Origin of the sequence: Snodgrassella sp. M0110 (genome assembly GCF_016101465.1) — a bacterium.
Taxonomy (GTDB): Bacteria; Pseudomonadota; Gammaproteobacteria; order Burkholderiales; family Neisseriaceae; genus Snodgrassella; species Snodgrassella alvi.
This window is the reverse complement of the sequence record NZ_JACFQM010000003.1, coordinates 321,689-347,066: the sequence shown is the minus strand read 5'-3', so window position 1 is coordinate 347,066 and position 25,378 is coordinate 321,689. Positions and strand designations below refer to the sequence as shown.

Annotated in this window: 24 protein-coding genes and 2 tRNA genes; 16 read left to right on the top strand and 10 right to left on the bottom strand. The window is 41.3% G+C overall.

Annotation, left to right across the window (positions count from 1 at the left end):
- The first annotated feature begins 659 nt into the window (after positions 1–659).
- From H3T84_RS06535 to H3T84_RS06525, 3 genes are all read left to right on the top strand, one after another.
- Positions 660–1,049: a hypothetical protein gene (locus tag H3T84_RS06535; RefSeq protein ID WP_198218590.1), complete on the top strand. Its 390-nt coding sequence runs from the start codon at positions 660–662 to the stop codon at positions 1,047–1,049.
- 252 nt (positions 1,050–1,301) lie between these two features.
- The gene (locus tag H3T84_RS06530; RefSeq protein ID WP_198218589.1) at positions 1,302–1,748 is read left to right on the top strand and encodes a hypothetical protein; all 447 of its coding nucleotides are present in this window, start codon (positions 1,302–1,304) and stop codon (positions 1,746–1,748) included.
- A complete protein-coding gene (locus H3T84_RS06525; RefSeq protein ID WP_198218588.1) occupies positions 1,729–2,112 on the top strand; it encodes a hypothetical protein in 384 nt (127 codons plus the stop codon). The genes H3T84_RS06530 and H3T84_RS06525 overlap by 20 nt, the downstream gene beginning before the upstream one ends.
- 532 nt (positions 2,113–2,644) lie before the next feature.
- Here the strand turns inward: H3T84_RS06525 and H3T84_RS06520 are convergent.
- Positions 2,645–3,157, bottom strand: coding sequence for a ClbS/DfsB family four-helix bundle protein (locus tag H3T84_RS06520; protein WP_198218587.1), 513 nt, complete (start codon positions 3,155–3,157; stop codon positions 2,645–2,647).
- A 339-nt stretch (positions 3,158–3,496) separates the two neighbouring features.
- Between H3T84_RS06520 and H3T84_RS06515 the strand changes: the two genes are divergently transcribed.
- Genes H3T84_RS06515 through H3T84_RS06505 form a run of 3 tightly spaced genes read left to right on the top strand, consistent with a single transcriptional unit; the run spans position 3,497 to position 5,871 of the window.
- A complete protein-coding gene (locus tag H3T84_RS06515) occupies positions 3,497–4,507 on the top strand; it encodes a peptidase U32 family protein (protein ID WP_198218586.1) in 1,011 nt (336 codons plus the stop codon).
- A gap of 16 nt (positions 4,508–4,523) precedes the next feature.
- A complete protein-coding gene (locus H3T84_RS06510) occupies positions 4,524–5,447 on the top strand; it encodes a U32 family peptidase (protein ID WP_084563501.1) in 924 nt (307 codons plus the stop codon).
- Positions 5,434–5,871, top strand: coding sequence for an SCP2 domain-containing protein (locus H3T84_RS06505; RefSeq protein ID WP_198218585.1), 438 nt, complete (start codon positions 5,434–5,436; stop codon positions 5,869–5,871). The genes H3T84_RS06510 and H3T84_RS06505 overlap by 14 nt, the downstream gene beginning before the upstream one ends.
- A gap of 75 nt (positions 5,872–5,946) precedes the next feature.
- On the opposite strand, the gene ubiG is transcribed toward H3T84_RS06505, so the two are convergent.
- From ubiG to H3T84_RS06485, 4 genes are all read right to left on the bottom strand, one after another.
- Complete coding sequence (gene ubiG, locus H3T84_RS06500) at positions 5,947–6,696, bottom strand: bifunctional 2-polyprenyl-6-hydroxyphenol methylase/3-demethylubiquinol 3-O-methyltransferase UbiG (RefSeq protein ID WP_198218584.1); 750 nt, start codon at positions 6,694–6,696, stop codon at positions 5,947–5,949.
- A 5-nt stretch (positions 6,697–6,701) separates the two neighbouring features.
- Positions 6,702–8,324: a glycosyltransferase family 39 protein gene (locus tag H3T84_RS06495; RefSeq protein WP_232346128.1), complete on the bottom strand. Its 1,623-nt coding sequence runs from the start codon at positions 8,322–8,324 to the stop codon at positions 6,702–6,704.
- A 154-nt stretch (positions 8,325–8,478) separates the two neighbouring features.
- Positions 8,479–9,891: an amino acid permease gene (locus H3T84_RS06490; RefSeq protein WP_370524053.1), complete on the bottom strand. Its 1,413-nt coding sequence runs from the start codon at positions 9,889–9,891 to the stop codon at positions 8,479–8,481.
- A gap of 310 nt (positions 9,892–10,201) precedes the next feature.
- Positions 10,202–11,272, bottom strand: coding sequence for a metallophosphoesterase (locus H3T84_RS06485; protein ID WP_198218582.1), 1,071 nt, complete (start codon positions 11,270–11,272; stop codon positions 10,202–10,204).
- 306 nt (positions 11,273–11,578) lie between these two features.
- Between H3T84_RS06485 and H3T84_RS06480 the strand changes: the two genes are divergently transcribed.
- Positions 11,579–11,654, top strand: a tRNA-Arg gene (locus tag H3T84_RS06480).
- A gap of 76 nt (positions 11,655–11,730) precedes the next feature.
- On the opposite strand, the gene H3T84_RS06475 is transcribed toward H3T84_RS06480, so the two are convergent.
- Both H3T84_RS06475 and H3T84_RS06470 read right to left on the bottom strand, forming a co-directional pair.
- The gene (locus H3T84_RS06475) at positions 11,731–12,180 is read right to left on the bottom strand and encodes a lysozyme inhibitor LprI family protein (protein WP_198218581.1); all 450 of its coding nucleotides are present in this window, start codon (positions 12,178–12,180) and stop codon (positions 11,731–11,733) included.
- A gap of 2 nt (positions 12,181–12,182) precedes the next feature.
- Positions 12,183–12,971 (bottom strand): LysM domain-containing protein, encoded by a 789-nt coding sequence (locus H3T84_RS06470; protein ID WP_198218580.1) that lies wholly within the window; start codon positions 12,969–12,971, stop codon positions 12,183–12,185.
- A 259-nt stretch (positions 12,972–13,230) separates the two neighbouring features.
- Here H3T84_RS06470 and H3T84_RS06465 point away from each other — a divergent pair, with 259 nt between their 5' ends.
- Positions 13,231–14,124, top strand: coding sequence for a DMT family transporter (locus H3T84_RS06465; protein ID WP_100117000.1), 894 nt, complete (start codon positions 13,231–13,233; stop codon positions 14,122–14,124).
- Between the two features lie 94 nt (positions 14,125–14,218).
- On the opposite strand, the gene H3T84_RS06460 is transcribed toward H3T84_RS06465, so the two are convergent.
- The 3 genes from H3T84_RS06460 to H3T84_RS06450 all read right to left on the bottom strand — a co-directional run bounded on the left by H3T84_RS06460 (position 14,219) and on the right by H3T84_RS06450 (position 16,562).
- Positions 14,219–14,542 carry a rhodanese-like domain-containing protein gene (locus H3T84_RS06460; RefSeq protein ID WP_198218579.1) on the bottom strand — a complete coding sequence of 108 codons (324 nt, stop codon included), beginning with the start codon at positions 14,540–14,542 and terminating at the stop codon, positions 14,219–14,221.
- A 797-nt stretch (positions 14,543–15,339) separates the two neighbouring features.
- Positions 15,340–15,567 (bottom strand): ChaB family protein, encoded by a 228-nt coding sequence (locus H3T84_RS06455; RefSeq protein ID WP_025331461.1) that lies wholly within the window; start codon positions 15,565–15,567, stop codon positions 15,340–15,342.
- A gap of 338 nt (positions 15,568–15,905) precedes the next feature.
- Positions 15,906–16,562 carry a protein-L-isoaspartate O-methyltransferase gene (locus H3T84_RS06450; protein WP_037393349.1) on the bottom strand — a complete coding sequence of 219 codons (657 nt, stop codon included), beginning with the start codon at positions 16,560–16,562 and terminating at the stop codon, positions 15,906–15,908.
- A gap of 1,213 nt (positions 16,563–17,775) precedes the next feature.
- Between H3T84_RS06450 and H3T84_RS06445 the strand changes: the two genes are divergently transcribed.
- The 8 genes from H3T84_RS06445 to H3T84_RS06410 all read left to right on the top strand — a co-directional run bounded on the left by H3T84_RS06445 (position 17,776) and on the right by H3T84_RS06410 (position 25,330).
- A complete protein-coding gene (locus H3T84_RS06445; protein ID WP_198218578.1) occupies positions 17,776–18,279 on the top strand; it encodes a hypothetical protein in 504 nt (167 codons plus the stop codon).
- A 413-nt stretch (positions 18,280–18,692) separates the two neighbouring features.
- The gene (gene tpiA, locus H3T84_RS06440; RefSeq protein ID WP_198218577.1) at positions 18,693–19,448 is read left to right on the top strand and encodes a triose-phosphate isomerase; all 756 of its coding nucleotides are present in this window, start codon (positions 18,693–18,695) and stop codon (positions 19,446–19,448) included.
- Between the two features lie 14 nt (positions 19,449–19,462).
- Positions 19,463–19,825, top strand: a complete 363-nt coding sequence (gene secG / locus H3T84_RS06435; protein WP_174834088.1) for a preprotein translocase subunit SecG — start codon at positions 19,463–19,465, stop codon at positions 19,823–19,825.
- A gap of 20 nt (positions 19,826–19,845) precedes the next feature.
- Positions 19,846–19,931, top strand: a tRNA-Leu gene (locus tag H3T84_RS06430).
- A 234-nt stretch (positions 19,932–20,165) separates the two neighbouring features.
- Complete coding sequence (locus H3T84_RS06425; protein WP_370524052.1) at positions 20,166–22,187, top strand: prolyl oligopeptidase family serine peptidase; 2,022 nt, start codon at positions 20,166–20,168, stop codon at positions 22,185–22,187.
- 247 nt (positions 22,188–22,434) lie between these two features.
- Complete coding sequence (gene acpP, locus H3T84_RS06420; protein WP_025331393.1) at positions 22,435–22,674, top strand: acyl carrier protein; 240 nt, start codon at positions 22,435–22,437, stop codon at positions 22,672–22,674.
- Positions 22,675–22,775: 101 nt separating this feature from the next.
- A complete protein-coding gene (gene fabF / locus H3T84_RS06415; RefSeq protein WP_037475361.1) occupies positions 22,776–24,023 on the top strand; it encodes a beta-ketoacyl-ACP synthase II in 1,248 nt (415 codons plus the stop codon).
- 326 nt (positions 24,024–24,349) lie between these two features.
- Entirely contained in the window at positions 24,350–25,330 is a 981-nt protein-coding gene (locus H3T84_RS06410; protein WP_198218575.1) for an NAD(P)H-dependent glycerol-3-phosphate dehydrogenase, read from the top strand.
- The last annotated feature ends 48 nt before the right edge of the window (positions 25,331–25,378 follow it).

Genomic DNA, 25,378 nt, shown 5'->3' with positions numbered 1-25,378 from the left:
CATTACTTTTAAACTTCTTATATTTGGTTTCTGGTGATGTAAAATCTGATAGATATTTTTCGATTAAAAAGCAAATTCGTAATATCATTAATATTTATAAAGTCAATGTGTTAATAATCGACGGTAATGTTTTTTATACCCTAGATAATTTTATATTAAACAGAAGCAATAGTACCAATAATGCAGTGCATGACATCAATACTTTTTCAATTTATCAATTGCAAATAATCCATTCGCATTCTATCAATCTAGGGAGATTTTAACCTTTTTTTCAGTAACACTAATCCTGAACAAGGAAAGGGAACGATTGAAACGACTTATGTAGAAGAACAAGCTATTAGTATTCCTGCAAAGAAGTCTAAAATTTCATTAAATCCGGTTAATAATATGATGTATATGGAAATGAGATTGTTTATCGAGCTAAGTCGCAAAAACAATATGAGAGTATTTTTAAAATACCAATATAATACCATCCATAACAGTAACCTCTGTTTAACTAGTATTAAATTATTCATCACAAAATACTATGGAGTAACAATAAAATTGATTGTTAAATAATGCACATTTTCTGAGTTTGAAAAAATAGGTTTTGTAGCGAATTCAGCTACTGCAAAAGCATTATCTTACATGTCGACACAAATTGGTAGGAAAGAAATATTATGCAGATTCGAACAGTTAAACTTCGCTTATTTATCCTGACAAGTATTGCATTATTCCTGAGCAGCTGCAGTATCTCCGACTGGTACAATGGTTATTATGTTGAAAAATCAGCGATTAAAGAAGGACAGAGAAATAGAGATAATTATTACAATTCTGAATCGCCGCAAATGCAAGAGCTGAGAAAGCATAATGACAAATATTGTTCAGATTTAGCATCTAGGCCAGAAAACCGGGTTACAAGGGACGGTTATCCAAATGGTGTTGTCAATCAAGCTATGTTTATTGGGTGTATGGAAAATCATGGCACACCTACATATGAATCTTATGCCTCAATGCAGAAAAAAAAACATGATGAAGAGCGAAGAGCAAAAGGTAAGAGAGTAATGTAAGTAATTTCAATCTTTTATATCTTATTTTGTTTTATATTGTAATATTTGTGTTAATATCTATAAAATAAAATTGTATTTATATCCGAAATAAATTTATCAGGTATGAATGCAGTTATTAACGGTCTGAAATGATGTATTTTGCATAAATTAAAACTGTATAAAGCAGGCTAATACTTATGGTTATAAAAACTGCAGTTACTGATTTATGAGATTAATGGTAAACGCTATTTTGCATTTGGAGGAAAGAAAAATATGCAGAACCGAGTCGTAAATATTCGCTTACTGATTCTGACCAGTGTCGGTATATTATTAAGCGGATGCAGTCTGTCCAACAAATATATTACTTATAATGGTGCTTATTACCTTGATGAGACTTTGCAGGATTCAGCTGGCAATGTTGCTATTGATAAAAATACCGGCAGACCTATTCCAAATCCTGAGTTCGCAATCGTTGCAATGACTGTAGGTAAACCTAAGCTGAATCAAGATGGACGGTATATTAATCCGTCATTACCAAAGGCTTATGTAATTGGCGCAGATGGAAATATTAATATGGTTGATCGCGATGGAAATATGACAACAATTGATCGGAAAACGAAAAAAATAATTAAAATCACGCAGATACCGATTCACGAAATCCATGGCAGACGCTATTTTGAATTTGAAGGAAAGAAATATTATGCAGATCCGAATAACTAAAATCCATTTCCTCATTGTTGTCGGTATCGGTGTATGTTTAAGTGGTTGCAGTTTACCTGATTGGTACAATGGTGAATATGCAGAAAGAGATGCAATAAAAAAATATTTAAAAGCTGACGATGATTACTATAATGCCGAGTCGCCGCCAATGAAGGAGTTGAGAAAACAAAATCAATCATATTGCGTTGATTTAGCATCAAAGCCGGAAAACCGGATTAAATTGAGAGGTTCTGATAAACTTTTTTTTAATGAGCCTATGTTTGTTCTGTGTATGAAAAATCGCGGAACACCTACATATGCAACTTACTCTTCAATGCAACAGGAACAATTGGGGTCTGAGTTCAAAACAAAAGGTAAAAATTAATAATGTAAGTATTGATAGTCTGATATATCGCCGTGTATTTAATTTGTTTAATAACATTTAATACACGGCTGTGTATATTTATGTCTGACATTAATCTGTTTCGAATATGAGTTAAATTAGTGACAGAAAGCTGATTATATTTATCACAAAATAGTGAACTGACTAAATTAATAAATAGATAAAAAGTATATATATCCATACTTATAACTGATTTTATTTGAAGTATTTTATAACTGATTTTATTTGAAGTATTTTAATTTAACTATCTATTTAGAGAATAGTTGAAATTTTATAATTAATTGATAGTTTTACAGAATAATATTTTGATCAGTATTAAAAATAGCTGAGAATAATAGTTGAATGATTAGAATAGGTTAAAAAAAATACTATTAAAATAAAAATTTTTTTCTTAAATATAAGATTGATATTATTATAGATAGGAATATTTTTAGATCATGGACAATAGAAAATAAGCTAAATTGACACAGTTTAATCTATATAAATATTTCGGTAAATTTTAAAAATAAATAAGTTATTCGGCAATTTTTTTTAGTAATTTATTCAATCGTCCTGTGGCATTTTTATAAGGGGAGGAGGTATTAAACTGAATCATGCGTCCGCGTGTGTATTTTTCATGCCAGGGCGAGCCATACAGCTCTTCATTACTAAAGCTATCAATAAGTGAAATCAGATTCTTTTTGTTGGTCTCCAGAAGAGAGAGTAGCTGTTTGAAGTCGGTGATGTACTGATAATCACGATAGAATTTCTGTGCCAGTAATCCCAGTTGATTCCATTTATATCCTGCTTCCGGAAAGGCAATTTTCTGCCCTGACTGTTCCTGTTTATGCCATGACAGCACCAGTTCTCCCCAGCCAATTAAATAAGACACAAGCTGTGCAGCACTCATCATTGTACCTTTAGCATGGCCTTCCATCAGAGGCAGATAGGCTTTCTGTTCAGGTACAGCAGCCAGCTTTTTGATCAGTAGTGTATAGTTTTTATTAATTGCTTCAATTAGTTCCTGTTTGGATTCTGGTATTGCCATTTGGTTCTCCCTACCTTCAGACATTAACTATATGAACTATGCGTTACAGCATAACATATTTTGTGGTAGATAAATGGAAGTGTTATGGTGATTCAGAAAATAAAACAACGGCAAAAGGTAGCTTATTTAGACAATCATTCTTATGTTTAATGTTATTTTTATTAAATTTTTTATTTGATTATGTATATGTTAGTTAAATAAATATTAAATATATTTTGATTTAATTTTTGCTTGTTTATTGTCAATAAATTCGATTGTATTAAATGTTTTAATCCTGCGTTTGTGCAGGTATTGATACCTGCTGATTGATGTTTTTATTTATGGGGTTGGTGAAAACAGATGAGTAGGAAAATACCTGAATTGGTGTGCCCGGCAGGTAATTTACCGGCGCTGAAAATGGCAGTAGACCATGGAGCGGATACGGTTTATATGGGGCTGAAGGATGCAACTAATGCACGTAATTTTGCCGGTCTGAATTTTGACTATAAGTCAGCCGCTGAGGGAATTGCTTATGCACATCAGTACGGGCGTAAGGTGCTGATGGCAATTAATACGTATGCACAGGCCGGCGATGTACTGAAATGGCAGCAGGCTGTGGATACAGCGGCTGAGCTGGGCGTGGATGCGGTTATTCTGGCTGATCTGGGGATGCTGGCTTATGCGCGAAAAACACATCCTCAGCTGGCATTGCATATGTCGGTACAGGGGTCGGCTACGAATTATGAGGCGATTAATCTGGCTCAGGAGCTGTTTGGTATTAAACGGGTGGTATTGCCGCGGGTGCTGACTTTACCTCAGGTGGAACAGGTAATTAAACATACTTCTGTGGAAATTGAGGTGTTCGGGTTTGGCAGTTTGTGTGTGATGGTAGAGGGACGCTGTCTGCTTTCAAGTTATGTAACGGGAGAGTCGCCTAATACCTTCGGTGTGTGTTCACCGGCAAAATATGTTCGCTGGGAGCAGCATAACAACGGGATGGATGCGCGGCTGAATAATATTCTGATTGACCGGTATGATGTGGATGAGCCGGCCGGTTATCCGACTTTGTGCAAAGGGCGGTTTCAGGTAAATCAGGAAACGTATTATGCACTGGAAGAACCAACCAGCCTGAATGTTATAGAAATTTTGCCGCAATTGCTGGAAATCGGTGTGGCGGCGATTAAGGTGGAAGGCAGGCAGCGCAGTCCGGCCTATACAGCTCAGGTCACTAAGGTATTACGGCAGGCTCTGGATATGGCAATACAAAATCCGGAACAGTTCAGTGTTAATCCGTTGTGGCAGCAAGCACTGGCCAAAGTCTCAGAAGGCCAGCAGGTAACGCTGGGTGCTTATAACCGGCCGTGGAAATGATAAGGGAATGTGAATGATGCAACAGGGTAAACTGGCTTTATCGTTAGGGCCGATTCTGTTTTTCTGGCATAAGCAGCAGATTGTGGATTTTTACCGGCAGATGGCTGAGCAGCCACTAAAAACGGTTTATATGGGTGAGACGGTATGTTCCCGCCGGCAGGAGCTGAAAGTAGCCGACTGGATTGATTTGGCTCATGATGTGGCTACCAGCGGGCATGAGGTGATTTTATCATCACAGGTGCTGCTGGAGAGTGAATCTGATTTAAAGCGGCTGCGTAAACTGACAGAACAAGCTGATTTTCAGGTAGAGGCTAATGATCTTGCTGCGGTGAGGTTGCTGCATGCAAAGGGAATTCCTTTTGTTGCGGGGCAGGCACTGAATATTTATAACGAGCAGACGCTGGCATTGATGCAGTCGCTGGGGGCTTATCGCTGGATTGCTCCGGTTGAGCTGGGCGCAGACCGGCTGGCCAAGATGATTGCGGCAGTGCCGGATATGACCTGTGAGGTATTTGGCTGGGGAAAATTGCCATTGGCTTATTCTTCACGCTGTTTTACCGCACGGCATTACAATCTGAAAAAAGACAGTTGCGAATTCAAATGTCTGGAACATGCTGATGGTCTGCTGCTGAATACACGCGAAAAGCAGGCTTTTCTGACTATTAACGGGATTCAGACAATGTCTGCCGGCTATCATTCTTTACTTGCCAGTTATCAGCAGCTGATGGCTATTGGTGTGAAATATTTAAGAATTTCTCCGCAAAAAGAGTATATGGCGGAAGTGATTGAATTGCATCAGCAGGTTTTGGACGGAGCAAAAAAGGCAACTTCTGCTTTATCTGAGCTTAAAATGCATGCAGGTGATGTACTGGTGGATGGTTACTGGCATGGTAAAGCCGGAATTAATCAATGCGAAGGGATGATACATGCAGGTGCCTGATAAAGTAATGCCGGTATTTTTGAAAAAGATAATTTCAGTACTGCCGGCAAAACCACCGGCATGGGTATTGGTTAATACCTTAAATCAGTTACTTAGAAGAGAGATATTACTGGCAGATATGTCTTTGCTGGCCGGACGTCATTTCCGGATTGTGGTATCAGATTTGGGGCTGGATTTATGTTTTAGTGCCAGTAACGAACGGTTTATGGTTGCTGATGCTGTTGGTGTGGTGGATTTGTGTCTGAGTGCCAATACCGCCGATTTTATGAAGATGCTGTTGCGGCAGGAAGATCCGGATACGCTGTTTTTCAATCGCCGGCTGAAAATCGAGGGTGATACAGAGCTGGGATTGGTGGTAAAAAATCTGCTCGACAGTATTGACTGGTCGACTGTTCCTGTTATGAAGTCACTGGTAGGGCAGTAGCTACAGGCGGTGATTCAGGAACAGTTACAGCAGCCGGTATCTGGTTATGATACCGGCTTTTTACATAGGCAGTTATTAATCTAAAGGACGGCGGCAGGCAATCATGTAATTGACATCCAGACTGTCGGTAAGGTGATAGCGTCTGGTCAACGGGTTGTAGGTAAAGCCACTGCTACCCAGCCATTCCAGACCAGCCTGACGACACAGGCGTGCCAGTTCTGCCGGCGTGATGAATTTGCGATGATCATGGGTGCCATGCGGCATCAGTTGCAAGATGTATTCTGCAGCAATGATGGCTTGCATGTATGATTTGATATTGCGGTTGATAGTGGAAAAACAAACTACGCCGCCAGGTTGGACTAATTGTGCACAGGCATGCACTACACTGCCCGGATCAGGTACATGTTCCAGCATCTCCATACAGGTAACTGCTCCGAAGCCGGCCGGCATTTCTGCGGCTAAATCTTCTACACTGACCATACGGTAGCTTACGTTGCCGACATGTTCCTGCATAGCGTGTAACTGGGCGATTTTCAGGGATTTTTTGGCTAAATCGATACCAGTAACGCTGCTGGCACCGGCTTTTGCCATGGCTTCGCTCAGAATTCCGCCGCCGCAGCCTACATCCAGTACATCTTTACTGGCCAGCCGGGCATAACTATCAATAAAACTGAGCCGCAAGGGATTAATGTCATGTAGAGGTTTAAACTCGCTCTCTTTATCCCACCACTTATGTGCCAGCTGGCTGAATTTGTCGATTTCGCCGGCATCGACGTTGGTGGGTGTGGCCGGCAGACTGGTTTGTTGCTCTACTGGAGTATTCATAATTGTTATTCCTTTGTTGCAGTGGATTTAACCCACAAGGCGATGATGTTGTTTTTTTCACGCGGACGGGCGCCAGACCAGATTTCATGCCATTCAGGCGGCGGAGTGGTTTTGGAGTCTCTGCTGATTAGACGATAGTTACAGTGCGGATTATCCGGCAGCAGAGGAATCCAGCTATATTGCTGCCATGCAATACGCATGCTAAAGCTATTCTGGTTAACGCTGATGCAGTCATGCATATTAATAAAAGCCTGTTGTTGTTCTTCGCTCAGACTGTTTTGCATTTGCTGGACAACTGGCCGGGCGGATTTGGCTGCATCCAGCCATGGTAAGAACAGAGTAAGCAGCAGTGACCACACCAGTAATACGCCGGCAGCCCAGTTAGTGACTGCCTGTCTGCCGCGGATATGCTGGCGGGTAATGGCCCATAGCCATAATGGTGTCAGTACGCAGGCAACAATTACCGGAAAGTAGTTTACATCGTAGCGGTAGTAAGGGCTGAAATAAACTGCCCGTTCGGCCAGTTTGGCCGGCCAGCCGTAATTCATGGCAATAAAGCCCAGCCAGAGAAATACAGCCAGAAAGCCGAAAGCCATAATGCCGAACCAGTTGAGAAATGCTATGGCGTTGCGACGCAGGGCATCCAGCTGTGCTGCTCCTAATACAGCCAGCGGTGGCAGGAGAAATACTAATAAATCCTGATATTGCTGTGGCAGCAGAGCAAATACAAGCAGAGACAGGCTCAGCCAGATAATACCGAGAATACCCCAACGCAGATTGTTCAGTTTGCAGCGTGTGGCTGTCCAGATGGCTAATGGCCATGCAGGAAAAGCAAACCAGATTAGATTTTTCAGGTAATACCCAAGTGAGAAATGTGCCTCAAAATGGCGGAAACCGCCGAATGGTGCGAGGGCATGGTATTGCCACCACAAATTGAATATATTGGCAGCAGTCTGATGTAAGGCCAGTGGCCAGATCAGCATCAGCGGTAAAGCACAGAGCAGGGAGATGAGTAATACCAGATGGTAGCGCCGGCTTTGCCATTTCGAATGCAGCAGCAGACTGAATGCGATCAAAATCAGCAATAGCGGCCAGAGTAAACTGCCGGTTAAAGACAGAACGGCCAGACCGCCGCCGAGCATCATGCTGGCCATCATAATACGCCGTTCCGCCAGCGCAAAACCATACCAGCACATGGATGCACCAAGACAGAGAATCATGCTGTCGTTAATAAAGTGTGCCGGTATCAGCAGACCGGTACATCCTAATAAAATCAGTACCGCAATCCGGCCGTAGCCTCGCCCGAGAAATTCGCGCGCAGAACCGCCAATACAGGAAAACGTGAGTACTATGAGGATAACATTGGTAAGACGGGTGGTTTCATAGACATCCATCCGTTTCGGGCTGAATAAATGCTGACATAAGGCAGCCAGCCATGTATATAAGGGAGAAGCTTCCCAGTTTATGTCACCAAAAATAGTCGGAACTGCCCAGTTTGAAGTTTGCCACTGACTGACGGTAGTAAACAGATAGGGTTCACCCGGTGTCCATAAATCATGATGCAGTACACCCGGCCACAGCCACACAAATACCAGTAACAGCAGCAGCCATGAACGTTTTTTGTTCATGTGAGGTGAACTGCCGGATTTTGCGGGGGTATAGGTAAGCATGAGATTCTGACTGCAATAAATGATAAATCAACGGGCTTAATGTTAGCTGAAAATGCAGCAGGCAGCCAGTTGTGGCTGCCTGTAGTCTGTATGATTAATGTAAATACCGGTTTTAATCGATATGTTTGCTGAGATTCACCTGGTCGAGGGGTACTTTACGAGTATGGTAGCGCAACTTGTGATACAGATAGAATGCTGCGAATACCGGCAGCCCCATATAGGTGATGGCAAAGCGCTGCCATTTAAAATCACCATGCAATAGTAACTGGCTGTCCTGTCCGATTATCACCAGAATACACAGTAAAAGCGCCAAAATGGGGCCGAACGGAAACCATTTGGCACGATAAACCAGAGAATTCACATCATTACCCTGCCGCACAAAAGCACGCCGGAAACGATAGTGGCTGATGGCAATACCCAGCCAGGCAATAAAACCGGTAAGACCGGATGCCGCAACAATGTATTCGTATGCACCTTCATCGACACTTTCCAGCAGGAAAATAGCCAGTACGACAATTGCTGTTGCCAGCAGTGCCAGTACAGGTACACCGCGACGGTTTACTTCAGCAAAAGTGCGGTGAGCCATGCCGTCTTTACCCATTGCATACAACATACGGGTAGATGCATAAAGACCAGAATTGCCGGCAGAAAGAATAGAAGTCAGAATCACAGTGTTCATTATGGCTGCGGCAAAAGCCAGACCGGCACGCTCAAATACCAGTGTAAAGGGCGATTTTGCAACCTGATCCACATCTGCACCAAGCAGAGCATCGCTGTTATAAGGAATAAGCAGACCAATTACCAGCATGGCCAGAATATAAAAAATCAGAATGCGCCAGAATACCTGTTTGATTGCTTTGGGAATACTTTCCTGCGGGTTTTCTGACTCACCGGCAGTAATACCGATAAGTTCTGTTCCCTGAAATGAGAAACCGGCAATCAGAAATACACCGAGTACGGTAAAAAATCCGCCCGACCAGCCATGTCCGAGAATCGGTGCATCGCCGATAGTGAAATTACTTAAGCCTATATACTGGCCGCCAAGAATACCAAAAATAGTCAGTACACCCACGCCCAGAAACACAATTACCGTAACTACTTTAATCAGAGCAAACCAGTATTCTGATTCGCCGTAGGCTCGTACAGATAAAATATTCAGCAGAAACACGAGAGCAAAAAACAGCAGGCTCCAGCTCCATGCCGGCATAAAGCGCAATGGTTCCCAGTAGGTAATGACCAGTGAAGCTATGGAAATATCGGCTGCAACGGTAATCACCCAGTTAAACCAGTAGTTCCAGCCCAGTGCAAATCCCAGTGACGGATCCACAAAACGGGCGGCATAGGTAGAGAATGAACCGGAGGTAGGCAGATAAGTTGCCATTTCCCCGAGCGAGGTCATCAGGAAATACACCATAATCCCGATAGCCATATACGCCAGCAGTGCTCCTCCCGGCCCGGCATCGTGAATGGCACTGCCGCTGGCCATGAATAATCCCGTACCAATACTGCCGCCAATGGCAATCATTGACAGATGGCGGGTTTTCAGATGGCGTTTAACTTGATTGGAAGAGGAGTTGGCGTCTGTCATTCTGGTATTGAGTAAATAATCTCTGGTATACATGAATGCATGGCAGTATCCGGCATACATTCATTACTCTGATACCGGCATAATGATGCAACGGCATCATCTGAAACAATGTCCAGTGTGCTATACCAAAGTGGATTGCAGATTAATGTATAAACAGCATTTGCCGGAGTTATTATCCTTTTTGCATATACTGTTTTGCTGTAAAAACGTTCATTATAACAAATGTATTGTTAACTGGCAGGATTATTCAGCGATTGCGTTCAGCAGGGCAGTATTTACCACTATTTAACATGATGAGATTTTCCGGCCAGCGCAATGCGGCCAGATGCATCCGGCTGTCTGCCGGTAAGATGGCATTTTTGCGCTCACGCCAGCGGGCACCTATGGAAAAATCCACACAGAATACCTGTTGCTGCTTACCCAGCCAGTGAGTTGGTGGTTCCGGAAACAGATCTTTGCGATGTTCGGCCACGCCTGCTGTGCCATACCAGCTGCGCCAGTAATGTCCGATAATTACCGCCACTGGATCAGTATATTGCTGCCACCACGGTTTTCTTACTGTAAATCGCCAGCGGCCGTTTATATAAAATGGTTGCTGAGTTAAAGCCTGAATACCGCTGGTCAGTGCACGTATGGGATTATGGCAGCTACGTAATAAATCATAATGAGCAACACCGGGCTGAAATGGCATGGTGTAGTTTTCATCTTCCAGTTCTGTTTTTAGCTGCTGTGTTTCTTGTATATAAGATTCGTACCATTCAGTCTGGCGGAAATCATCAAAAAAACGGTTCTCCCAGTAGTGATACTGTTTAATCAGAGATTTTTCGCCACAATGAATCAGTTTATCAATGCTTTCCGGCAGCCATGCGGCATGTACAATGCGTAAATCGTCGCGTTGTAGAATCAATGGCCATTGTGCCATGGTTTCCTGTAGTTGCCTGCGCTTGTCTTTCGGATAATGCTGCCATGGTGCAAAACGTGTTTCATCCTGCGGACGGTTGTCAAAATACCAGCCCGAACCGTCTTTAGGATCATCAATCAATAAATTCAGTTCATGATTGCCAATGATAGTAAATGCATTTTCAGCTGCGACTGCTTGAATTACCCAGTCGAGTACAGCCGGACTATCCGGTCCGCGATCACATAAATCGCCGACAAATACCAGTTTTCTGCCATGTTTATGCCGTCCGTTCTCATCATAACCGAGAAAGTGCAATAATTGCTGTAAAGCTTCCCACTCGCCATGCACATCACCAATAACATCCAGTGCAGTACTGGCAGGAAGAGGACGGATAAATGAACATGAATCAGAATACATATATGTGGCCTGTTAAACAGACCTGACAGCTGTCTGTAGGGATATTTCTTTGTTATAAAACAAAATTTAATGCACCAAAGTTATTAAACATAGCACAAAAATTTTACGTATGCCAAATTTACTGCAATTAATCTCTCATTTTGTGTGATTATTACCAGTATGAATAAAAATATGAATAAAATATTTAATTTCATATGGTTGCTTTTTAGAAATAGGCGGAGGATAATTTTTATGTTATATGGATATAAATTGCTTTTGCCAAACTGTCTGATTTGGGCTAAAATCTGCCACTCTTAATATTTATCAGCATCCATAGCTCAGTTGGAAGAGTGTCGGTTTCCGAAGCCGGAGGTCACAGGTTCGATCCCTGTTGGGTGCACCAGAATTTTTTAAGGGCTTTTAGTTTTGCTAAAAGCCCTTAAATTTTATACATATTTTAAATTATATATTCATGATATCTATTTAGGTAATATATCTGACATTAAATCTATTAGTTGTTGGTTTCGTCTGTTATTGAGTTCAGCTATACAGGCAAAAAGGCGCATTTCAAGTGCATTTTCGATTGCACCTCCTCCCAGAGAATAATTAAATTTACATTGGGCATCACGGTACTTAATAAATTCTTTGTTTGCTGTAGTCAAATTTGCTTTTGCTATATTAATATTGCTGGGATCTTCATCCCATTCAGAAAGTATTTTAATCATTTTTTTTTCAGTATTTTGTAATTCTTTCTGACTTTTTAATGCTTTAGCTTTAAGGCATCTTGTCATTTCTGCTTCGGATGGAGTACTGTTACTGCATTCCATACGTAAGTCCCACTCGCTTGCTATAGAACTTGTTTGAGCTGCTAATGCCGATAATGGTAAATAAGCTAATAAACATATTCCAAAATATTTAATAATATTCACTTTTATTTATCCTTTCGTAAAAGCTGCAATACATAATTAAGTCTTGCACAGTATGTGGGATCTCCGTTGCCATTATAGTTCTTGGCTATCGACATGGTAGATATGTCTTTCCAGCCTGTAATTACACGTTTTCTGGCTCCTTTTCTATATTTGAGTTTCATATTAGGTTTTAAATTCAGAGGATTAACCACTTCGGGATTCATGTTTTTTAATATTTCAATATCGGTATTGTTGGCTTTTGCGATTTTAGCAAGAGTATCACCCTGTTTTACTGTAATAAAATAAGTGGTTGGATCAGGATCATATATTAACTTAAAGTCGAAGTTCGCTAGTTTTTTGAATAGATAAGCAACACCCTGGTGGATATTATGAGCACCTGTATCTAGATTTGTTCTATACTTTTTTGGCACAATTAACTCATACTCTATTTTTTTTATTGGATCTGGTGAAAGCAATTCAACTTTTCCTTTATCTCCTCTATTACCAAATTGCATTGGCCTGCTATCCCACGCCTTATCTTTTGCACCAGATTCAGTCCATAGCATAGCTTTGATATATCGCCAGTCAAGACTTCTGAAGTTAGGTGTAGTAGCGGATAGATAATCGTTAAAAGCATTGACAGTTGTTCTTATTTCCTCATCCCATTTATTCCATGCGTCTACCTGACATCCTCCAGATTTGTTTTTAGCACATTTTTGAGCTGTGGCTTTAACACTCTCATAGGCTTTGTTAATCCCATCTTTCCATTGTTCATTAGGAGATAGATTACAATTAATGTTGGGACTTGGCATAATTACTCCTTCATTGATAATTGATTATTAAAAATAATATTTTGAATTATTTACTAAGATATAGTATATGAAATATACTTACAAAATCAACGAATAAACATGGTATTTTTTACTATTTGTTACATCATTTTATGTAAATAAATATTTCTTTGAATATTATTAAAAATAATAATTATTTTTTCTAATTTGTGCTTTCTTTACTCTTTCAGAAAATAAAAATTTAAATTGTATTCGATTTGTGTAAGTAATGAGGTTGGTCATGCTAGTGTCAAAAAAAGCCCAGGGACATTTGATTGCGTTGTTTACGATATTTATCTGGGGAACAACCTATATTTCCACCAAGGTTTTACTAGCAGAATTCAAACCTATAGAAATTCTATTTTTCCGATTTATGCTGGGTTACTTTACTCTGTGGATTCTTGCTCCTCATTTTTTGAGCTGGCAGGGCATCAGGAAAGAGCTTTTGTTTATGGCTGCCGGTTTTTGTGGAGTCACCTGCTATTTTTTGTGTGAGAATATTGCATTAACTTATACAACAGCTTCTAATGTGGGGGTAATCGCCAGTCTGGCTCCGGTATTTACCGCCATTTTAGCGATGTTCTTTTTAAAAGCAGAAACACCTTCTCTGCGTTTTTATATTGGCTGTCTGCTGGCAGTTTTTGGTGTGGTCTTAATTAGTTTTAATGGTAAGTTTGTTCTTTCTCTGAATCCGCTCGGTGATTTTCTGGCAGTTGTAGCCTGTCTGTTCTGGGCTGGCTATTCGATTTTAACCAAAAAAAGCAGCAGTTTTGATTGCAATATTATTTTACTTACCAGACGCTTCTTTTTTTATGGTTTGATTCTGATGTTGCCTGCATTGTATTTATTTAATTTTGAATGGGGACTGGTACGTTTTTATAAGCCGGTTAATATGCTTAATATCCTGTTTCTAGGAGTAGGTGCTTCTGCAATCTGCTTTGTTTCATGGAATTATGCAGTTAAGTTAGTCGGGGCTGTTAAAATCAGTATTTATATTTATTTGGTCCCTATTATTACAATAATCAGTGCGGTAATTATTTTGAAAGAACCATTTAACTTAATTGCTGCTGTGGGTACATTGCTGACACTAAGTGGTGTGGTATTGTCACAGGGTAAGAGAAGTAAAAAGCAGTAATACTATATATTCTGATAATAATTAGAATTTTACTGTGCCAAAAAAAGCTCCATGAATTAAGGAGCTTTTCAATTTAAATTGTCAATGCTGATAATTAATAGGTTGGTACACTTGCATCTACTTCATGTGACCATGCATTGATACCGCCGTTGAGATTATAGAGATTTTCAAAGCCGGCTTCCTGCAGATATAAAGCTACCTGCATGCTGCGCATACCAAGGTGGCAATATAAGACGATGGGTTTATCATCCGGTAATTCATTCTGGCGTAACGGAATCATATTCATCGGAATATGTATAGAGCTGGATATGGCTGCATACTGAACTTCATTATCTTCCCGAACGTCGAGTAAGACAAAATCCTGATTTTGCTGTTGCCATTGCTGTAATTGAATAGCGTTCAATGTTTGGATACTCATATTATAAACTGATGTATGTAATGTCATTTATGGTTTAAATTATAGAAACTGATTTATTTCTCAGATTCTATTCGTACGTATTCAACCATAAAATTGGATAAGTTATCTACCTTAATATATTCTCTTACTATAGTAAGAGTAATTTAAGCTTTTAGATTATTACGATTATATTGCTTAATCAAAAATCTTCCGTTTGTTTTTTGTCTTAAACTGAGTCAGCATTCATAATTTAAAGCTCTTGCTAAAATGGTGATAAAAATCTTCATTTGAAAGTTTCTGACAAACCATCTTGAAACTCTATCATGGTTTTATCTCTTTTCAGTTTATTCTGTCTGACTTTTTAGTATGTCTTATTTCTAATAAGAAATTCACTGTCTCAGTATGTGGTTTTAGAGGACAGTAATGCCTATACGGCGCTAATTACGACAATGTTTTGTTAAATGGCATATATATAATCACTATACTTTGTTCTAGTGATGGTTGATAGTAATCAATCAGACGATAACTGAAAGAGGATAAAACCAAAGCAGGTTTTGGTTTGATACATAAAATGTAATATTGATTAGTGCCCCATCTAGCAGGAAAAAGTCTGGCGGGCAGGATGGTAAAAGAAATGTGCTCTCATAATTATCATTTGAAATACACACTATGCTTTGGAAAAGAGGCTTACACCTGCATCCCCACAGTGTAATTAAAATAGAGTCAATAAATTGATTGCCTTAAATACAGTTTTGCGCTGCTTTTTTGTCGTTTATTCTTGCAGATTATTGCTGGTGGTATTAAGGCAATCTCAAAGATTATTTGGGCTGCCACTTGCCATCTTTACCTTTATGGTAAGTTTTTTCTACTGCTGCCCACGCAACTTTATATGCAATGGTTTCGGCATCGCTGTTATCGCGGCGTTTTTTCGGATCCTGATATTCCTGAATTGCGTGATTAAAAGCTTCTTTGAAAATATCCTGTGCATGTTCAGGTAATGCCTGTTTTACTGCTGCCGGTAAGTCAGCTCGGGTTTGATAAGGCATGATTCTGCTCCTGAAGATAAAATTATTTTAAATATTACCAGAGCAATGAGATAAGTATTCGAAATTTCGGAATATCTTTTTTATTTTACAGTTTTTAAAACAATGTGTTGCTGTTTTTCAATATACCGGCTTATGGTTGCTAAGATTGCTATTCAAAGTAGTATCAGACAAAAAAATAAAAAATAAATTTATCTGTTAAATACTGATATTAATTAAAGTTTGCGGATGGTTATTGAAAACTTGTCAGGTGTATATTGTCTTAAAAAAAAGAATTTTACTGATAGCAGCACAATTTTCAAAATGATAAATTGTGCTGCTTATTTTGAATTAAAGTTTGTTCAGAATTTAAACTGACTTGGTGCAGGTATTTCTAAGCTATGAAGAGCCGGTGCTACAGTTTCAAATAATACAGTTTCTCTAAGTTGATTATTCTGGCGTTCAAATAAAATAGCACGCATTACCGGCGCTTCACCGATAATAGCAACCATGCGACCATCCTCTGCCAGCTGATCCAGTAATAAATCAGGTAGTTTGGGTAATGAACCGCCAACATAAATGGCACTGAATGGTGCGCCGGGGAGTTTGTCTGCCAATCCATCACAGGTTTTATAGCTGATATTGGTATAGTCCATATCGCTAAGTATTAACTGGGCGCGCTGTTGTTGTTCAGCATCAATATCAACACTGATTACTTTACCGGCCATTTTTGCCAGTATGGCTGTAGCATAGCCGGAGCCTGTACCGATTTCTACTACGGTATCGGTCAGATTAAGTTTCAGTGCCTGAATCATTCTGGCTACGACTTTGGGTTCAAGCATTTTGCCACCGTTAGCCAGCCCGAGTGCCTGATCTGTGTAGGCTACTTCCTGTTGCTGAGGCAGGACAAAACGTTCACGCGGAATGTCGGACAGGACATCCAGTAAATCAAAATCTAATACGTCCCAAGGACGGATTTGCTGCTCAACCATGTTATAGCGGGCGGTATTGAAATCCATGTCTGCTCCGAAATGCTGATACCCGCCGGGCGGGTGGGTAGTAAGTGGGTTCAGAAAAGCAATATGCTCTGTTATTAGACTATTGTATACGAATATCGTTTAAGTTGATTATAAAACTATTTACGATGCGACAATAGAGTATTGTTAATCAATTCTGTTATTCAGATAATGAGTAATCAGACAGAATCGTGGCCAGTGCTTTTTCAGGCATGATAAAAAATAACATAACTTTATTTCACACATACACCCCCACAATTGTTCTACTCTAGTGCAGTTTATTATAGATAATCTCACACAAATATTTACCGGTGCCGCCGTCAGCCAAACAGGCAGGTAAATATAAAGATAGATGGCTCCTCTTTAGTTTATGGGTATGATTTGATTAAGTAAGGTAGTGGTAATTGGTTGAAAGCGGAGTATAAATAAAAATAAACTAAATATACTGATTGTAATGCTAACCAGATTTAAACTAAGTCTAATAGTGATAACACTGACACATAATAAGCAGATAATTATTTATATATTATTTTTGATGTGCCGGGGTGGTTTTCCTGTAATAAGATACTGATTGCAGCACTTCTGTCGGAGCAATTTAATAATCCTGATTTTATTGAGAAAAGATAGAATTTTGCTCCTTTTAAATAAAATGTTAAAAATATAGATAAACAATGAAATTGCATAACAGATTAAAAACAAATCTGGCTTTCAGAATGGCTGTTTTTAAACTCTGTGAGATTTTCTGGAAGATAAGCTAACTGATATAAACAGATTCGACTAAAAGTATCTTAAGCACAACGGATACAATTAACTTAAAAATGTTGGGGAAGAGGCTTTAAATTGCCTAATTAGCTTAAATACATATATGCATTGTGTGTATTACTCAGACTCGAACTTATAGTTTTCTTTGCCAGAATGTAATCAATCAGGAGTTTGCTATGAGTATGCTGAAAAAGAAAGCTATACTGATCCGGATCATCATTCGGGATTTTTTATTCAGGAGGGGAGTATGTCATTATCAAGACATTTTAAATGGTGCAGTACTGTCGCACTAATCGTTACTCTGCTGGGCGGATGTATTCCTTATCCACGGGAAAGACAAGGTTATATCGACCTTTGTCAAAGTGATTATACATTTAATGTCGACAGCCCAAGCGGAAAGCAAAAAATTGTTTTTAAAACTTATCTCTATGACCATGCGATTCCTGTTATTAATATGTCTAGAAAACGAAGCCCTCAATCTTATGAAACAGGACCTGAGGCGATATCGGAATTTTATGTTCAATTGATTGCTTATAATCAGGGGCGGCAGCGTCCTTCACGGCCCGGGAGCAAAGGGCTGCCACCTGTATCCATTATGCTTGATACTCGTAAAGCCTATATTGACCAGGGTGACGGCAAGCTCATTAGCGCACGCCCCGAAGTTTTTCTTGGGACAAAAACACGTCCTTACGATTTCCCCGGGCGTGATGGGGAACACCCTAGAAGAGCTTCACCTTATAACATCAATAGTGATGAAGTACACCGCAATGTGCCCAGGATTACCAATAATCATGACTATGGTTCAGTATATGAGGTCTTTAAAATTTCCGACAAATATGCAAATACTCAATGGACCATCTATCTTGGTGAGTTTGATATTGAAGGGCAGAAAGTCACTGTTCCGCCATTGAAGCTTTGCTATCATCCGAAAAAAAATGGATTGGTATTGAACCTCTGATGCGATGATAAGTATCAGCATCAATACGCAACCTGTTCTGTTCATGTTTTTATTTGTATAAACTAAGCTCTGTTAATTAATAATATTGATATTAATGACAATATACAGATAGCCGAAGTGTAAAACTATTTGTTTTGTAATATGAAATTCATTTCAAAGGAGATCTGAAACAAAAGCAACTCAGATTGATAAATAAATCTATGCATAATTTAAAATGGAGAGTGTCTGCTGACATATAAAAATATTCTTTAGGTATGTATGATTAATTCTGAGTAATCGTAGGGCAAAGATGGTGATTTTCCGTTACAATGCCGCCATTTTGAAGCTGAAGCTAATTTGTGGCGTAAAATAGTAGATTCTTGTCATAACTATATGGTTCAGTTTGGCAGGTTATTTGTCATAAGGGAAAATATATGTGGCAGCAAAAGTGGGTAATAGGCAATTGGAAAATGAACGGCAGTAATGCGGCTAACCGCACGTTGCTGCAAGGATTGCTTCAACCAGTAAACGCAGCTGCGGAACGGGTATATTGTGGTGTTGCCGCCCCGAATGTTTATCTTGCCGGTATCAAAGAATTTGCTGCCAATACAGCACTGGCAGTAGGGGCGGAAGATGTCAGCCAGTTTGCAGTCAATGGTGCTTTTACCGGTGAAGTAAGTGCACAGATGCTGGCTGATGTCGGAGCACAGTTTGTGCTGGTCGGACACTCGGAGCGCAGACAGTATTTTCAGGAAGATAATACTATTCTGCTGGAAAAGATGCAGAACAGTATTGCAGCAGGATTGCTGCCTATTTTGTGTGTCGGCGAAACACTTGCCGAACGGGAAGCCGGACAGGAAGAGCAGGTAGTAGCTGCACAGTTGTCATTGCTGGCAGAGGCAGGTCTGAGTGAAGTAGCGGTGGCATATGAGCCGGTATGGGCTATAGGGACGGGGAAAGTTCCGGTTACAGAACAGATTGCCGCCATGCATGAGTTAATTTACCGGCAAATCTTGTCTTTATGTGGTAAAGATGTTAAAATCCGCGTCCTTTATGGCGGTAGTGTCAATGCGGGCAACGCGGCTGAAATTCTGGCTGTGTCACATGTTGACGGTGCTCTGGTTGGCGGTGCCTCATTGCAGGCTGACAGTTTTGCCGCTGTTATTCAGGCTGCATATGCGCCTGCTTGATAAAAGTTGATATCATGGAAGCATTTAAAACCCTTATTTTAATCGTGAATATTTTCGCGGCGCTGAGTGTCATTGTGCTGGTGCTGATGCAGCAGGGCAAAGGTGCTGATGCGGGTGCCGCATTTGGTTCCGGTAGTGCTCAGGGTGTTTTTGGTGCAGCTGGCAATGCAAATTTTCTTAGCCGCAGCACCGCGATTGCAGCCACTGTATTTTTTGCTACCTGTCTGGCATTAGGTTATATTTCCACACACCGGCATAGCGGGCTGGATTTTAGTGATGTGAAGCCTCAGCAACAGGTAGTGGTTCCGTCTGCTACACCGGCCAGTACGCCGGTAGTACCAGCAAAACCGGCACAAAAACCGCTGATACCGGAATAAGCAGTTTTTACAAGTTAATTGCCGACATGGTGAAATTGGTAGACACGCCATCTTGAGGGGGTGGTGACCTCAGGTCGTACGAGTTCGATTCTCGTTGTCGGCACCATATGAAAAATTAACAATATGGCGGATCTATGCTATTAATAAATAGAAGCATAATGAAATTATATTGTTGATATTATTTGAATAATAGGGCAGCCTGTCTTGGCTGCCCTATTTATTTATATCTGTATCGTATCCGGCGCGTCTGGTTAGAAAATGCTGTATGAGACATTGTTAAAGAAATGTATGTAACCGACTCAATAATGGATGATATCGAATATTGGAAATAATGAAAATGATGGATGCTGATCCTTTTGTGCATTTTGAAGACCTTGCCAGTGAACAGACTCAGACTTTTATTCAGCAGGCAGATGCTACTACTCAGGCTGAGTTTGCTGCGGATGATGAATATACAGAAATGCATGATGATATTGTGAAATTGTTGCAGGATGAGCAGCAAATTCCTTTTTGTCAGGAACACCGTGCACGTATGTATCATTTTTATCAGTCAGCTGAATTTCCAAAGGGCGTGTACAGAGTGTGTTCTGCGGCCAGTTATCGTGCAGGCTTACCTGACTGGGAAATTTTGTTTTCAGTAGCTGATTTTGATTCTCTGCTGAATGATGATGTGTACCTGCAGGGCGTGGCTCATTATGTGCAGGCACCGGAGCATGTACTAATCAGTCTGAGTGCAGGCGGGTCTGATGCTGCTTATACAATTGAATTTAATCTGGCTGAGTGTAAAGTTGTCGAAGGCGGCTTTCATTTTCCGCTCAGTAAAAGCATTATTAGCTGGCGTGATACTGAAAGCGTATGGGTATGTCCGGCTTGGGATGAGCGGCAGTTGACGCAAGCAGGCTATCCGAGGCAGGTGTGGCTGATGCGCCGCGGACAATCTTTTGCAGAAGCACTGCCGATAATGGAAATGGCAGCAGAAGGCATGATGGTTAATGCCTGGCGTTATCTGGATAGCCAGGGTGCACCGATTGATTTGCTTGAAGCAGCAGAAGGGTTTTATCACAAACAGTATTATCAGGTACTGGCTGATTTTAGTGTTAAACCGCTGGGATTGCCGGATGATTGTGAATTAATGGGTTATCTATACGGGCAATTGCTGGTGCAGTTACGCAGTGACTGGCAGCGGGCAAATAAATCCTATCCGGCAGGCAGTCTGGTGGCAGTGAAGTTGCATAAAGGTGAGCTTGGTGCGGCTGAGCTGATTTTTTTACCAACTGAAACTCAGGCTATTGAAAATATTGAAACGACACGACGGTTTGTGCTGATATCCATACTGGATAATGTGCATAGCCGTTTGCTGGCGTGGCATTTCGCAGATAGCCACTGGCAGGAAGTTGCTTTGCCAAATTTGCCGGAGGGTGCACTGGAAATTACCGATCAGCCGTGGGGTGGTGATGTGGTATATCTGGCTATCAGCAGTTTTCTTGAGCCTCTGACTCTATATACGCTGGATATACATCTGAGTGAGTTGTGTGTTATGCGTCGCCAGCCACGGCAATTTAATCCGCAAGGAATGCAGGTGCAGCAGTTTAGTGCAGTTGCATCTGATGGTACATTTATTCCTTATTTCCATGTTGGCAGAAACATTAGTGAGGATACGCCAACGATTGTTTATGTATATGGTGGCTTTGCTATGCCGCAACTGCCGTATTATTTGGGCAGTATAGGGCGGTACTGGCTGGCCAGAGGCTATGCTTTCGTACTGGCAAATGTCCGTGGCGGAGGTGAATTCGGACCATTATGGCATCAGGCTGCCTGCGGAATTCACAAACATATCAGTGTTGATGATTTGCTGGCAGTGCTGCATGATTTATATACTCATCATCGTGCCAGTGCTGCACATACGGCAATACAGGGCGGTAGTAATGGCGGGCTGATAGTGGCATCCGCTTTCTGCCGGCAGCCGCAGAGTATGGGGGCAATGGTGTGCGAAGTGCCGTTAACCGATATGTTGCGATATCCTTATCTTTCGGCTGGTTCTTCCTGGATTGATGAATATGGCAACCCAGATGATTCTGAGGAAAAACAGGCATTAGAGCTGCTTTCTCCTTATCATAATTTGGGTGATTTGCAACACTATCCGCCGGTATTGATTACCACTAACCGGCACGATGATCGTGTGCATCCGGCACATGCGCTGAAATTCTATGCGCGTCTGCGGCAGCTGAAACAGCAGGTATGGCTGGCAGCCCCCGATACTGGCGGGCATACCGGTGGCGGAACACAGGAAAATACCGCAGCAGAGCTGGCTCTGATTATGAATTTTTTATATAAAACTATTGTTAATAATGATTCAATATAAATCATATTGCTTGTCGCAAAAAATCAGGCTGTGCTAATATGGCTGCCGCTTGCTGTTAAATTTGCATTGGGTGATAAGTAAAAATGCAGTGAAAATCACTGAAAACCATGGAAAAGACGGCAAAAAACAATTTGAATGGAAAACTCTATTTTTATTAGGTACAATAATATCAACAACTAAAAAAGTTGATTTATTCAATTAACCCTGTCCGCACTTACTGCCGGGCAAAGAAAAGAAAGATCAGTCAATGGATAACAATATCGAACAACGTGTGAAAAAGATTGTTGCAGAACAATTAGGCGTGAGTGAAGCTGAAGTAAAAAATGAATCTTCTTTCCAGGAAGATCTGGGTGCTGACTCACTGGACACCGTTGAATTGGTAATGGCCCTGGAAGAAGCTTTTGGTTGCGAAATTCCGGACGAAGAAGCTGAAAAAATTACTACCGTACAACAAGCTATCGACTTTGTTGGCGCTCACTTGAATTAATTCTGTGTAGTGTTGATTAAATTCAAATTCAAATTCCTCTGTCGAAATAGGGTGTATCCTTTCACCATATTCGGTAGAGGTTTTTTTCTTACGAGCAAAATATGAGTAAAAAAAGAGTAGTCATTACCGGCCTGGGTCAGGTATCTCCTGTGGGTAATGATGTAACCACAGCATGGCAAAATCTACTTGCAGGTAAAAGCGGCATTGGCACTATTACCCATTTTGATGCTTCGTCTTTAGTTTGCCAGATTGCCGGTGAAGTTAAGAATTTTGATGTGACTCAGTACATCAGTGCTAAAGAAGCGCGAAGAATGGATTCATTTATCCATTTTGGAGTAGCCGCAGCGATGCAGGCAATTGCAGATGCCGGACTGGATGATATAGCGGGGCTGGATAAAACCCGGGTAGGGGTAAATATAGGTGCCGGTATCGGAGGATTGCCATCGATTGAAGCAACAGCACAGACTGTAGCGGAACACGGGGCACGGAAAATTAATCCGTTTTTCATTCCCAGCTCCCTAATTAATCTGATTTCCGGTCATGTTACTATTCTTAAAGGCTATCAGGGACCGAGCTACGGCATGGTTTCAGCCTGTACTACCGGTGCACACAGTATTGGTGATTCTGCACGTCTGATTAAGTATGGTGATGCGGATATTATGATAGCCGGCGGTGCAGAAGCGGCTATTTGTGAGCTGGGTGTAGGTGGTTTTGCTGCAATGAAAGCATTATCAACCCGCAATGATGATCCGGCTACAGCATCCAGGCCATGGGACAAACAGCGTGACGGCTTCGTTATGGGTGAAGGTGCCGGGGTAATGGTGCTGGAGGAATATGAGCATGCACGTAAACGCGGCGCCAGAATCTATGCTGAACTGGTAGGTTTTGGTATGAGTTCGGATGCTTATCATATTACTGCCCCCAATACTGAAGGGCCGGCACTGGGTGTGACCCGTGCTCTGAAAGACGGTGGTTTAAACCCTGAAGATATTGATTATGTAAATGCTCATGGTACATCGACCCCGTTGGGTGATGTAAATGAAACCAATGCATTAAAACTGGCTTTGGGTGAGCATGCTAAAAAACTGGTTGTGAATTCAACTAAATCCATGACCGGCCATCTGCTGGGCGGTGCTGGTGGTGTGGAAGCGGTATATACAGTAATGGCTATTCATACCCAAAAATCTCCGCCAACAATCAATATCTTTGAACAGGATACTGAAGCGGGATGTGATCTGGATTATTGCGCCAATGAGGCGCGTGATTTGCCGATTCGTGCAGCTATTTCCAATTCGTTTGGTTTTGGTGGTACGAATGGTTCACTGGCGTTTAAACGCTTTGAGGATTAATCATTTTTAAATGTATTTTATGAGCACAGGTTGTCTGACGACAGGCAGCCTGTGTTTTTCTATTCATGCAGCTATGATTGAATTGAGCGGATTAATGCCCGGAGCGCTCTTTGCAGACTGGTGCATGATGTGACTCAGCTGTATTCTGCTAATTTGGTATGGTATTTCAGGCAGCCTGAGTCTGAGTTTTTGGATACAATATGTTTCGTTAAAGCTGTTTGTGCCGGTAATGAATGAAATGCCGTATTTGTAAGTTATCTGGCTTCTGAAAGTATTGAGAAACAGGGCAGTTATTTGCTGATAGTTTGTTAAAGGGAATATTTGACATGAATATTGGTGTGCTGGGTGCAGGAGCGTGGGGAACGGCTCTTGCCATTCACTTTTCTCTGCATGCACACAAGGTCTGGTTATGGACACACAATATCCGGCATGTGCAGCAATTACAGCAGGAGCGGGTAAACAAACGGTATCTGCCTGATTTTGTTCTGCCAGAAAACCTTTCTGCTGTTGATGCGTTTGCGCCGGCAGATTTAATCATTATTGCCACACCGGTATCTGCTTTGCGGGAAAGTGCCCGGAAGCTGGTTGAGGCCGGTATGGGTAAAGTACCTGTTATTGCAGCCTGTAAAGGATTTGAGCAGCAAACCGGCTTGTTACCGCAACAGGTACTGGCAGAGGTTATGCCGGAGAATAATAACTGCATCGGTGTGCTGTCCGGACCAAGTTTTGCACAGGAACTGGCTCAGCAGTTACCTTGTGCTGTTACGCTGGCATCGGAAAATTTTGCCTGGATTCAGTCTCTGGCGGCTACGCTGAATAATACTGTTCTGCGCTTATATGCGAATGCTGATGTGATTGGGGCGGCAGTAGGCGGGGCAGTAAAGAATGTCATGGCTATTGCAACGGGGATTGCTGACGGTCTGCACTACGGGATTAATGCCAGAGTGGCATTAATGACACGGGGTATGGCAGAAATATCGCGCCTGAATCATGCTCTGGGTGGTCAGGTTACAACGTTAATGGGTTTGTCCGGTATGGGGGATTTGATTCTTACCTGTACGGGATCACTGTCGCGTAATCGCCGGGTAGGTTTATTGCTGGCAGAGGGTAAATCACTGCCTGAAGCATTAACTGAACTTGGACATGTCGCCGAAGGTGTATATACTGTAGAAGAGGTTTGCAGGCAGGCGGATTCACTGGGGGTTGATATGCCGATTGCCAATATCCTGAAACAGCTGTTTCATGGTCGTACTGAGGTACAGGCAATGGCAGAAATTCTGATGGAAAGAGCGCCTAAAGCGGAATAATAATTATTTGTTATAACGAAAAAAACCGGATTAGCAGTACTGAGAAAT

Excerpts from the sequence above, each read along its gene's own strand:
- H3T84_RS06520 (WP_198218587.1), bottom strand. The coding sequence starts at position 3,157 with ATGGCAATACCAGAATCCAAACAGGAACTAATTGAAGCAATTAATAAA.
- H3T84_RS06505 (WP_198218585.1), top strand. The coding sequence starts at position 5,434 with ATGCAGGTGCCTGATAAAGTAATGCCGGTATTTTTGAAAAAGATAATT.
- H3T84_RS06510 (WP_084563501.1), top strand. The coding sequence starts at position 4,524 with ATGCAACAGGGTAAACTGGCTTTATCGTTAGGGCCGATTCTGTTTTTC.
- H3T84_RS06465 (WP_100117000.1), top strand. The coding sequence starts at position 13,231 with ATGCTAGTGTCAAAAAAAGCCCAGGGACATTTGATTGCGTTGTTTACG.
- H3T84_RS06535 (WP_198218590.1), top strand. The coding sequence starts at position 660 with ATGCAGATTCGAACAGTTAAACTTCGCTTATTTATCCTGACAAGTATT.
- H3T84_RS06515 (WP_198218586.1), top strand. The coding sequence starts at position 3,497 with ATGAGTAGGAAAATACCTGAATTGGTGTGCCCGGCAGGTAATTTACCG.
- H3T84_RS06525 (WP_198218588.1), top strand. The coding sequence starts at position 1,729 with ATGCAGATCCGAATAACTAAAATCCATTTCCTCATTGTTGTCGGTATC.
- H3T84_RS06485 (WP_198218582.1), bottom strand. The coding sequence starts at position 11,272 with ATGTATTCTGATTCATGTTCATTTATCCGTCCTCTTCCTGCCAGTACT.
- fabF (WP_037475361.1), top strand. The coding sequence starts at position 22,776 with ATGAGTAAAAAAAGAGTAGTCATTACCGGCCTGGGTCAGGTATCTCCT.
- H3T84_RS06455 (WP_025331461.1), bottom strand. The coding sequence starts at position 15,567 with ATGCCTTATCAAACCCGAGCTGACTTACCGGCAGCAGTAAAACAGGCA.
- H3T84_RS06530 (WP_198218589.1), top strand. The coding sequence starts at position 1,302 with ATGCAGAACCGAGTCGTAAATATTCGCTTACTGATTCTGACCAGTGTC.
- H3T84_RS06410 (WP_198218575.1), top strand. The coding sequence starts at position 24,350 with ATGAATATTGGTGTGCTGGGTGCAGGAGCGTGGGGAACGGCTCTTGCC.
- H3T84_RS06425 (WP_370524052.1), top strand. The coding sequence starts at position 20,166 with ATGGATGCTGATCCTTTTGTGCATTTTGAAGACCTTGCCAGTGAACAG.
- H3T84_RS06470 (WP_198218580.1), bottom strand. The coding sequence starts at position 12,971 with ATGCCAAGTCCCAACATTAATTGTAATCTATCTCCTAATGAACAATGG.
- tpiA (WP_198218577.1), top strand. The coding sequence starts at position 18,693 with ATGTGGCAGCAAAAGTGGGTAATAGGCAATTGGAAAATGAACGGCAGT.
- H3T84_RS06495 (WP_232346128.1), bottom strand. The coding sequence starts at position 8,324 with ATGAACAAAAAACGTTCATGGCTGCTGCTGTTACTGGTATTTGTGTGG.
- H3T84_RS06450 (WP_037393349.1), bottom strand. The coding sequence starts at position 16,562 with ATGGATTTCAATACCGCCCGCTATAACATGGTTGAGCAGCAAATCCGT.
- acpP (WP_025331393.1), top strand. The coding sequence starts at position 22,435 with ATGGATAACAATATCGAACAACGTGTGAAAAAGATTGTTGCAGAACAA.
- secG (WP_174834088.1), top strand. The coding sequence starts at position 19,463 with ATGGAAGCATTTAAAACCCTTATTTTAATCGTGAATATTTTCGCGGCG.
- H3T84_RS06445 (WP_198218578.1), top strand. The coding sequence starts at position 17,776 with ATGTCTAGAAAACGAAGCCCTCAATCTTATGAAACAGGACCTGAGGCG.
- H3T84_RS06490 (WP_370524053.1), bottom strand. The coding sequence starts at position 9,891 with ATGATTGCCATTGGCGGCAGTATTGGTACGGGATTATTCATGGCCAGC.
- ubiG (WP_198218584.1), bottom strand. The coding sequence starts at position 6,696 with ATGAATACTCCAGTAGAGCAACAAACCAGTCTGCCGGCCACACCCACC.
- H3T84_RS06460 (WP_198218579.1), bottom strand. The coding sequence starts at position 14,542 with ATGAGTATCCAAACATTGAACGCTATTCAATTACAGCAATGGCAACAG.